The organism is Cohnella laeviribosi DSM 21336 (assembly GCF_000378425.1).
In the GTDB taxonomy this organism is placed as follows: Bacteria; Bacillota; Bacilli; order Paenibacillales; family Paenibacillaceae; genus Cohnella; species Cohnella laeviribosi.
In genome coordinates this window covers 1-9,059 of sequence record NZ_KB899873.1, presented here as the reverse complement: position 1 = coordinate 9,059, position 9,059 = coordinate 1, and the positions used below count along the sequence as shown (strand labels likewise).

Below are 9,059 nucleotides of genomic sequence, written 5' to 3'. Positions count from 1 at the left end.
ATTTGAGAGGGGCTGTCCTTAGTACGAGAGGACCGGGATGGACGCACCGCTGGTGTACCAGTTGTTTCGCCAGGAGCATAGCTGGGTAGCCAAGTGCGGAAGGGATAAGCGCTGAAAGCATCTAAGCGCGAAGCCCGCCTCAAGATGAGATTTCCCAATACGTAAGACCCCTGGAAGAACACCAGGTTGATAGGCTCGGGGTGGAAGCGCGGCAACGCGTGGAGCTGACGAGTACTAATCGGTCGAGGGCTTATCCTAAAGCTTCGACAACAGCGCATCGTTTCGTATCCGGTTATCAAGGTGTAAGCCTTGAAATCAACATTCCCCGATAGCTCAGTCGGTAGAGCACTCGACTGTTAATCGAGTTGTCACAGGTTCGAGTCCTGTTCGGGGAGCCATACGGAGAGATGTCCGAGTTGGTCGAAGGAGCACGATTGGAAATCGTGTAGGCGTCAAAAGCGTCTCGAGGGTTCGAATCCCTCTCTCTCCGCCAGCTTCGCGGCCCGTTGGTCAAGGGGTTAAGACACCTCCCTTTCACGGAGGTAACAGGGGTTCGAATCCCCTACGGGTCACCACTTTTGATTAAAATAATGCAAATTGAAGGGCTTGCAAAACTTCAGGCGATTGGTTATGATATATAGGTCGCCTGAAGAAAGCCAACGACGCGGGGTGGAGCAGTCCGGTAGCTCGTCGGGCTCATAACCCGAAGGCCGCAGGTTCAAATCCTGCCCCCGCAACCAAACATCTACCTTCGGAGCTATCCGAGTTTATCGTGGAGCTGTGGTGTAGAGGCCTAACATGCCTGCCTGTCACGCAGGAGATCGCGGGTTCGAATCCCGTCAGCTCCGCCATTTTGATCCCACAAACAAGCGATTTACGATATACTGCTGAACGTTGAAGGGACCGATTGCCGCAAGCAAGGCTCGGTAGCTCAGTTGGTAGAGCAGAGGACTGAAAATCCTCGTGTCGGCGGTTCGATTCCGTCCCGAGCCACCATTACTGATGCCGAATGACATGCCGGTGTAGCTCAATTGGTAGAGCAACTGACTTGTAATCAGTAGGTTGGGGGTTCAAGTCCTCTCGCCGGCACCACGTGTGCCTGGGGTGTGCTACATGGAGGGTTAGCGAAGTGGCCAAACGCGGCAGACTGTAAATCTGTTCCCTTTGGGTTCGGTGGTTCGAATCCATCACCCTCCACCATTTACCTTCTAGGGGCATAGTTTAAAGGTAGAACAGCGGTCTCCAAAACCGTTAGTGTGGGTTCGATTCCTGCTGCCCCTGCCAGTACGGTACAACGAGATATGGCGGTCGTGGCGAAGTGGTTAACGCACCGGATTGTGGCTCCGGCATTCGTGGGTTCGAGTCCCATCGATCGCCCCATAAACAATCTTTGGGGATTAGCCAAGCGGTAAGGCAACGGACTTTGACTCCGTCATTCCTAGGTTCGAATCCTAGATCCCCAGCCAATTTGCGGACGTGGCTCAGAGGTAGAGCATCGCCTTGCCAAGGCGAGGGTCGAGGGTTCGAATCCCTTCGTCCGCTCCATTCCTTAAACCGTCCGAACGGTTGGTTGTCGGACAAGACGCTGGTTTCAAAAACTTCAAATCGATTGCGCGGACGTGGCTCAGAGGTAGAGCATCGCCTTGCCAAGGCGAGGGTCGAGGGTTCGAATCCCTTCGTCCGCTCCATCTAAACGATATGGCGCCATAGCCAAGTGGTAAGGCAGAGCTCTGCAAAAGCTTTACCCCCAGTTCGAATCTGGGTGGCGCCTCCATCGAATTTCATACGCGCGCCCTTAGCTCAGCTGGATAGAGCGTTAGACTACGAATCTAAAGGCCAGGAGTTCGAATCTCTTAGGGCGCGCCATTTATTTGCTGGTGTGGCGGAATGGCAGACGCGGCGGACTCAAAATTGTACGAGGCGGTTTTCGTTCGCGCGAAATGCCGGGACGCCTTGATATATAAGGGGTTTGCGAAAAGTCGACCTCGCTTTTCTCGGTTAGACCTCGCCAAACTCCGTAAATTTCAACCGCTTTTGACCCGTCTCGCTTTTGTCACGACGTTGCGAGGTGGAGTTGTGCGCGGTTGGTGAGTCGACATTACCTCGAAATGAAAAATGAGTCAAGTTTATTGATTGTAAAAATCTGTTAATATTTAATTGTGGACAAATTGATTTAATTTGTGTTATAATTTAAAAATGTGCCGGTGTGGCGGAATTGGCAGACGCGCGCGACTCAAAATCGCGTCCGAAAGGGTGTGGGTTCGAGTCCCTCCACCGGCACCAATTCAACAATAATGAAAAAGCCCTTATACGCTGACGGGCTTTTTTTGTTTTGGTTAAAGTGTTTGTTGGACAAACTTTAAATATAGCCTATAATGGAGGTTCAATAAATCAAATTTTATCGTTTTTGTGAAGAAGCTCAGAAGTTTAGTTATTAAAAACAGGAATTTTGGGCACTGCATAGAATCATGAAATTAAAGGAATTTGACCTTTTACCGCGTAGTGATGACTTGGCTAAAACGTTTACTAAACCTGGAACTCTCATCGTAATTTACGAAGCTCCAAATTTTCATCACCACGCAAACCCCACGTTGGTAACTGGAACCTTTGTTCCAAGTTTCAAATATATGATTTCAAATATAATTTGACAAGGGGAAATAAGATGGCAAGAGGAGACTTGCTTAAAAAGCTGTTTAGCAGCTTCAAGCATAATGATAAAGAAAATTTTTACAAGATCGCAAATGAAATCATCGAGGATGAACGTAAGAAAAATCATGGGATATTGGCAGATGAATTAAGAATGATTTTGTTCAATGGCAATTCTACGTATAAGAACACGTTAAACACTATGAAGCCGGTTGTTCCCAAAGATGTGGACAAGGATGTCTCTCTAGTTGAAGTTGTTTATCCTGATAAATACTTTGTGGATCTAGTACTACCGCAAGAAAGGAAAGTATTTCTTGAATCCATTATCCGGGAATTCCGCAATTGGGATATTCTTGTAAGCAACGGAGTTTTCCCGGTCAGAAAGATTCTTTTTTATGGACCTCCTGGTTGCGGAAAGACAATAGCAGCACATGTTATTGCTTGTGAGTTAGGCATTCCCTTGTTGTACGTTAGATTCGATGCAGTGGTTTCCTCATTCCTTGGAGAAACAGCAAGTAATATTCGAAAAGTTTTTGATTTTGCAAAGAAAGATAACTGGGTTATATTTTTTGATGAATTTGATGCCATTGGCCGAAGCAGAGATGACTTCTCCGAACATGGTGAAATCAAAAGGGTTGTCAATACTTTTCTGCAACAACTTGATAATTTCAAAGGCCGGTCACTGATTATTGCGGCAACGAACTATGAGAAATCATTGGATTATGCTTTATGGCGAAGGTTTGACGAAATATTAAAATTCGATTTGCCAACTCCTGAAGAAAAATTAAAGTTATGTGAATTATCCATCAAGCGATTTAAGGGACCTGTACAGGTATTTGAGCAGTATCTCGGTGAAATGGAAAACTTTTCACATTCCGATATCGACAAAATGTGTCAAATTATCATGAAACAATGCATATTAGAAGGACGGAAAATGTTTACAAAGCACGATGTTGAATATGCTGTAAGAAAACAGGCATCCATAGTGAAAATGAGAAAAACAAGCTATTGAATGAACATACGAGGAGGATATGCAATGCAGGAGATAGAGAAACTGAATCACTTGGAGATCATGCGGGAAGATTCGGTAAGACCTTACCGTTTTCCCCAAAACCCAAATGCTCCAAGTCCTCCGTCTCGGGAACGGCATATTCATGGTAAGAAACTGGAAAGAGAAATGAAAACCGCTACGGAATCAATAAATAAACATCGAGAACAATTAGGTATTGAACCTGACAAACTGGTGATTATCAGCATAACAAACCAAGCATTGTCGCAAGAGCTATTGAATCGCATGATAAGCGTTTTTAACTTGTCGTTGGTAGAGGAAGTATCAGTAGATAATGGGCAGTTCACAAGGCTCCTTGTCCAGTTTCCAGATCGGGAATCTATTTTAGCATTTGAACGCGAGAGGGCACTTTGGGAAGCGGATTCAAGGGAAAATGGCCTTCTTACATATGCGCAGCGACGCGACATATTTGCTTGTATTGAAAATATCAGGGCCGTTCAACGTGAAGATAGAATGGGCCAAAGACTGCGGCGTAAAATAGATAGTAGCGAACCATTGCCGGATGGTTTTTTCATTATGGATATCGATGTCTGGTATAACGGTGATAGAAGGCAGATATTGGAAATTGAAAAAAACATAAAGAAAGTATTGGGGACAGAAGGAAGTGCTTTAATCGGTGATCTATTTGAGACACCGAGTCTTCTGCTTGGTCGTGTTAAAGTCAACCAGTACAGTCTCGAGGCCTTATTAAATTGTGACTTGATTGCAACCGTTGATTTCCCCATGGGAACAGTGTCGGAGGAGCCTTGTGAATTGCTTGCTGCAGATTTGGAACCAATTATAAACGATAACCTCGATGCAAATGCTCCGTTGGCGACTATTCTGGATTCCGGTGTATTTTCCGCACATCCTCTTCTAAACAATCTAATTGTAGCCGAAGAAGATTTTGATCTTGTTGAAGGAACCACTTCAGACAACTGTGGTCATGGAACGGGCGTGGCGGGCATTGTCGTATACGGAGATTTTCATAAATGTCTTGAAACAAAGACGTTTACACCTTTGGTGCGAATCTGTAATGCCAAGGTTATGCATGATGATGGTAGTGGACATCCAATTTTCGGTGAAGAGAAGCGCCCTGAAAGAATTGTAAAAGAAGCAATTGAATACTTTCATCGTGAATATGGTTGCAGGGTTTTCAACCTTTCTGCTGGAAATGAGGATATGGTTTATAATATGGGGCGTCAAATGCCATGGGCGGAGGTTCTGGACCAATTATCCAGAGAATTAGATATAGTGATTGTTGTCAGTGCCGGAAATGTATCGAATCCCGCGATACCAAATTTTGCGAGCAGGGAGGAACTAATGGAGCAATGTCGCAACCAGCTATTTGAACCTGAGCATCGGTTGATCGACCCAGCGACAGCTTCTCTCTGTGTGACAGTGGGTTCTATTACACGTTGTGATGAGCCCGAATTAGTAGAGTTCAGAAGTGTAAGACTTTCTGCCGGACCCCAAAACGCTCCATCTGTATTTACCAGGATTGGTCGAGGTGTCAATAAAGCCATAAAACCTGAGTTGGTTGAATACGGTGGTAATTATGCCGTGCATCAGATTGTGCGCGGCGAAGCAAGATGGGTAAAGATGGACAGAGTTCTAATAGAACCCAGTTTGAATAATAATCATTCGAAACTTTTTAAAGGGTTTTGCGGTACAAGCTTTGCGGCTCCACGTGTTACACATTTAGCTGCGCGAATTGAAAGAGCACTTGAAGAACAAATTGGGGACAAGCCTTCCGCAAACCTGATAAGAGCGATGCTGGTCAACTCCGCATCTCTTACAAAGGAAATGGTTGAATGGGCAGAGCAATCCATAGACAGACATTATAATGGAAAACAGAATCTTAAGCAAGAAAGACGACTTCGGCTTTTTGGTTACGGTAGGCCGAACGATGTATGGTTATATTCAGGTCGAAAACATGTGACTTTGTTTTCTGAAGATGCTCTTAACCTCCGAACGTTTCATCTTTACAAAATACCTGTTCCCATTGAATTTTTGCGTTTGAATTGCGATAAGCAAATTTCCATTAGTATGGCATACAATCCAGTAACACGTTTGAGCCGGAAAGACTACCTTGCAAACCATCTCTGGTTTGAGGTCTACAAAAGAATAGATGAGGAAACTCTGGCCAAATATAAAGCCAAAAAGGAAGAGGGACAGGATGATGATTCTGATCCTTTACCGGACGAATTTAAGGCGAATTTTTTCCCGGGTCGTACGGAAGTAGACAGTTCCACGCTTCAACAGCGTGTCTGGGCCAAAAGTAAATCAGGCGGAAGAGATTTAATCTGGGATGGAGAGTATATTTATGTGTTGGTTACTGGCAAAGAAAGATTTAAATATGCTGAGCAAGAGCAGCCACAACCTTATGCTCTGGTCATCACCTTTACTTACGAAGGCGATCAGGATATACAATTGTATAACAAATTGCAGCAAAGAGTGCGCATCAGAGAACGCCAGAAAGAACGTGCCCGTACTCAAATCAGAACGTAGTATTTTATTCCATTACCGTTAGAGTACCAAAAAAACAGTTTTGGATGCTTTTATTGGGATTGCATATTAGAGCAGACATCGATTGTAAAAAATGACCGGGCACCTTAATTTAAGCCCGGTCATGAATTAGAAATTTATACTTTCATATTCTCCACCGGACTAAATTTCCGGTGTTGCTCTTGAATGTCGGATCGAAAAAGCTGAACATAGTGCCGAACCATGTCCAACGTACTATGGCCCAGTATTTGCTGAAGGGTAAAAGCGTCTCCGCCATTTAAGATATAAAATTTGGCCATGGTGTGTCGGAATGTATGGGGAGAAACCCGAACGCCACGGAGACCAGCCGATTTTCCGTAGTTTGTCAAATTATCCTGAAACGTCCGGGGATGAACAGGTGTGTGATTCACAGTAACAAACAAAACATCCGTGCTTACATCTCCCCGTTCCTTTAAATATTGCCGGATTGCATTGGCACATGTATTTTGGAAAGGTACCCGTCGCGTCTTGTTGCCTTTGCCTTGATAAACATAGATTTCGTTATCAGCCCATCGGATATCTTCGACCCTTAAATTCAGCAACTCATTTAACCTTAACCCGGTTTCAAGCAGGATCAGCATCATGGTGTAGTCCCGGAGGCCGACGAATGTGTTACGGTCAGGCTGTTGCAGGAGGTTGATGATTTGATGCTTGGAAAACGTGCTGATCATTTTCTTTTCCGATTTCACCAACACAAAGTGTTCCGCCAGGTTGTTTTGGATGAGATTTTCACGATATAAAAAGGCGAAGAAAGCTTTGCAGGATTTGATCCGGCCATTGATCGTATTGCCGGCCAATTTTTGTTCCAGCATGCCACCGATAAAGTGATGTTTGATATCGTTGTAGGTTATGGAGTGGAGATCAATTGGGATCTGCTTGTCCATCAATGCCTTTTGCAAGGAATACAAATTGGTTTCATGGAATTCCAACGTTCGCACCGATAAGTTTTTTTCCCGTAAGTCGAGCAGAAACAGACGTTCCGCTTCATCAAACGAGAGTGGGATATTCGGTTGGATCGTTTCTTTTTCATTCCTTTTCAGCAGATATGATCTTCGTTTTATCGGTTTATTCATGATTTGAACACCGCACTTTCCTTAAATTCTTCATTTAGTCTTTCAACCGGGCTGTACAGGGCATGTTTCTCGTGAATATCCTGGGAGAAAAGCTGGACATAATAACGTGTCATTTCCAGCGTGGTATGGCCAAGGATGGTTTGAAGGGAAAAAATATCCCCGCCGTTCATCAGGAAGAATTTGGCCATGGTATGCCTGAAAATGTGGGTGGAACCGTGCATCCCGGTAATCCCCGCCTGTATCATGTAGCTTTTGACCATCTGCATGATTCCCCTGCGCAGGAAACGTTCTTTTTTCCGGGTGACCCAGAGAGATTCCGATTCCCATGACCTTCGGAGTTTCAAATAGTGCTGAAGGGCTTCGATACACGTTTTTTGAATGGGGACCATTCTGGATTTCCGGCCTTTTCCATGACGAATGAATATAAGACCTTCCTCCGGCAAGACATCGGATACGTTAAGCTGACTCAACTCTCCAAGGCGCATGCCCGTATCTAACAATACCAGCATAATGGCGTAATCTCTGGTTCCTTGTACTGTGTTTCGGTCAGGTTGATTTAGCAGCCGGGAAACCTGTTCCGCGGTAAAGGTATGAAGGAACCGTTTCGGACTTTGAATGGGTTTTAAACCGGCGGCAACGTTTTCTGTGATCTTTCCGTCCAGGTACAAAAATTTAAAAAACTGGTTGCAGGCACGAATGCGGCCATTAATTGTCGCCGCGGCGGCACAGGAATTCAGCATGTGGAGAACCATACGATGGGAAAGATCTCTGGACTGAATGTTGGCCAGCGAAACGTTCCATTTTTCCAAATCCAACTGAAGTTGATTTAAATGAGCGTGATAGCCCTTGATGGTTTCCTCGGTCAGGTTACGAAATTTGCAGTCGAGCAGAAAAAGACGAATGGCTTCGCGGAATTCGGCACGCGAAGCCGTATTTGTCACGATTTGCTGTGTCTGCCGGGATGGCACGATAGAATCCTCCTTTGTCGGTGCGTACAACTTTTGCAAAAAAAGATGTACGCGGTTTGAAGTCTGGCGTGGCTTTTTACAAAAACGGGTGAAAGAGACGCGTACTACTGCCCTTTTAAGCAAAATTCATATCATGTCCAATATCCTGGAAGCCCAGACAGGACAAGGACTCGAGCTATCACCCCCTTGCGAAAATGATTCCGAGACACGCTCATCTCAAAAGCGAATTGCCGCAAGGCAGTGGAGGTTCGAGTCCTCTCACCGGCACCAAATACGTAACGAAGCTCTTAAGGATAACTTGTCCTTGGGGCTTTTGTTGCGTACCGGAGGTGCTCGGACATGATCCCGAAAAAGCTGGACAAGGAAACGGCTGAACAATTCAAGTTTTTGCTAGCCAAGTTAAACATAACGGATCGTAGAGTAACAATTGATCTGGATAACGAAACCATCGAGTTGGAAGACGATTATTCGATTGATGATATTCTTGAATCGGCAGGGGTTCTGACCCCTGAACGGGCCAAAGAACTACAAGAAGAAGTAAGTCGTATGCGTGAGGAATGGGACTCGTAAAATGGGCGAGAATGGTTATTTATTGGACACCAATATTGCGATTGCATTATTGGCGAACGAAGAAGCAGCATTGGCTTTTGTGCGGAAAGCGAACGAGGAAAAGAAGAGGATTTATTTTTCTGTTATCTCGGAGTGTGAAGTCTTCAGCGGGTTAAGTTCCGAATATGAGCTGCAAGGTGTAAAGCTTTTTAATCCACGCAGATGCCT

6 protein-coding genes, 16 tRNA genes and 1 rRNA gene are annotated in these 9,059 nt (G+C 45.0%); 21 read left to right on the top strand and 2 right to left on the bottom strand.

Going from position 1 to position 9,059, the window contains the following annotated elements; genetic code table 11:
- From F560_RS0121450 to F560_RS0121360, 19 genes are all read left to right on the top strand, one after another.
- Positions 1–258 (top strand): 23S ribosomal RNA (locus tag F560_RS0121450); the annotation flags it as partial.
- A 64-nt stretch (positions 259–322) separates the two neighbouring features.
- A tRNA-Asn gene (locus tag F560_RS0121445) sits at positions 323–398 on the top strand.
- Positions 399–401: 3 nt separating this feature from the next.
- A tRNA-Ser gene (locus F560_RS0121440) sits at positions 402–493 on the top strand.
- A gap of 7 nt (positions 494–500) precedes the next feature.
- Positions 501–575 (top strand) — tRNA-Glu (locus tag F560_RS0121435).
- An 88-nt stretch (positions 576–663) separates the two neighbouring features.
- Positions 664–740, top strand: a tRNA-Met gene (locus F560_RS0121430).
- Positions 741–774: 34 nt separating this feature from the next.
- A tRNA-Asp gene (locus F560_RS0121425) sits at positions 775–851 on the top strand.
- 69 nt (positions 852–920) lie between these two features.
- Positions 921–996 (top strand) — tRNA-Phe (locus F560_RS0121420).
- Positions 997–1,016: 20 nt separating this feature from the next.
- Positions 1,017–1,092: transfer RNA gene (locus F560_RS0121415), tRNA-Thr, on the top strand.
- A gap of 23 nt (positions 1,093–1,115) precedes the next feature.
- Positions 1,116–1,200, top strand: a tRNA-Tyr gene (locus F560_RS0121410).
- A gap of 10 nt (positions 1,201–1,210) precedes the next feature.
- A tRNA-Trp gene (locus F560_RS0121405) sits at positions 1,211–1,284 on the top strand.
- A gap of 20 nt (positions 1,285–1,304) precedes the next feature.
- Positions 1,305–1,380 (top strand) — tRNA-His (locus tag F560_RS0121400).
- Positions 1,381–1,391: 11 nt separating this feature from the next.
- Positions 1,392–1,466 (top strand) — tRNA-Gln (locus tag F560_RS0121395).
- A gap of 4 nt (positions 1,467–1,470) precedes the next feature.
- Positions 1,471–1,545: transfer RNA gene (locus tag F560_RS0121390), tRNA-Gly, on the top strand.
- Positions 1,546–1,613: 68 nt separating this feature from the next.
- Positions 1,614–1,688: transfer RNA gene (locus tag F560_RS0121385), tRNA-Gly, on the top strand.
- A gap of 12 nt (positions 1,689–1,700) precedes the next feature.
- A tRNA-Cys gene (locus F560_RS0121380) sits at positions 1,701–1,774 on the top strand.
- 15 nt (positions 1,775–1,789) lie between these two features.
- Positions 1,790–1,866 (top strand) — tRNA-Arg (locus tag F560_RS0121375).
- A gap of 334 nt (positions 1,867–2,200) precedes the next feature.
- Positions 2,201–2,283, top strand: a tRNA-Leu gene (locus F560_RS0121370).
- Positions 2,284–2,662: 379 nt separating this feature from the next.
- A complete protein-coding gene (locus F560_RS0121365) occupies positions 2,663–3,658 on the top strand; it encodes an AAA family ATPase (protein ID WP_019007770.1) in 996 nt (331 codons plus the stop codon).
- Positions 3,659–3,682: 24 nt separating this feature from the next.
- Positions 3,683–6,205 carry a S8 family peptidase gene (locus F560_RS0121360; protein ID WP_019007769.1) on the top strand — a complete coding sequence of 841 codons (2,523 nt, stop codon included), beginning with the start codon at positions 3,683–3,685 and terminating at the stop codon, positions 6,203–6,205.
- A 134-nt stretch (positions 6,206–6,339) separates the two neighbouring features.
- Here F560_RS0121360 and F560_RS0121355 read toward each other — a convergent pair whose 3' ends face one another.
- Positions 6,340–7,314: a tyrosine-type recombinase/integrase gene (locus F560_RS0121355; RefSeq protein ID WP_019007768.1), complete on the bottom strand. Its 975-nt coding sequence runs from the start codon at positions 7,312–7,314 to the stop codon at positions 6,340–6,342.
- Entirely contained in the window at positions 7,311–8,282 is a 972-nt protein-coding gene (locus tag F560_RS0121350) for a tyrosine-type recombinase/integrase (RefSeq protein WP_019007767.1), read from the bottom strand. Before F560_RS0121350 ends, F560_RS0121355 begins: the two co-directional genes overlap by 4 nt.
- A 339-nt stretch (positions 8,283–8,621) precedes the next feature.
- On the opposite strand from F560_RS0121350, the gene F560_RS0121345 reads away from it, so the two are divergent.
- Positions 8,622–8,852 (top strand): hypothetical protein, encoded by a 231-nt coding sequence (locus tag F560_RS0121345; RefSeq protein WP_019007766.1) that lies wholly within the window; start codon positions 8,622–8,624, stop codon positions 8,850–8,852.
- Position 8,853: 1 nt separating this feature from the next.
- A partial coding sequence (locus tag F560_RS0121340) for a PIN domain-containing protein (protein ID WP_019007765.1) occupies positions 8,854–9,059 on the top strand: 206 nt, incomplete at its 3' end.

Bases quoted from the DNA above. Each gene is read 5' to 3' on its own strand.
- F560_RS0121365 (WP_019007770.1), top strand. From the start codon at position 2,663: ATGGCAAGAGGAGACTTGCTTAAAAAGCTGTTTAGCAGCTTCAAGCAT.
- F560_RS0121360 (WP_019007769.1), top strand. From the start codon at position 3,683: ATGCAGGAGATAGAGAAACTGAATCACTTGGAGATCATGCGGGAAGAT.
- F560_RS0121355 (WP_019007768.1), bottom strand. From the start codon at position 7,314: ATGAATAAACCGATAAAACGAAGATCATATCTGCTGAAAAGGAATGAA.
- F560_RS0121345 (WP_019007766.1), top strand. From the start codon at position 8,622: ATGATCCCGAAAAAGCTGGACAAGGAAACGGCTGAACAATTCAAGTTT.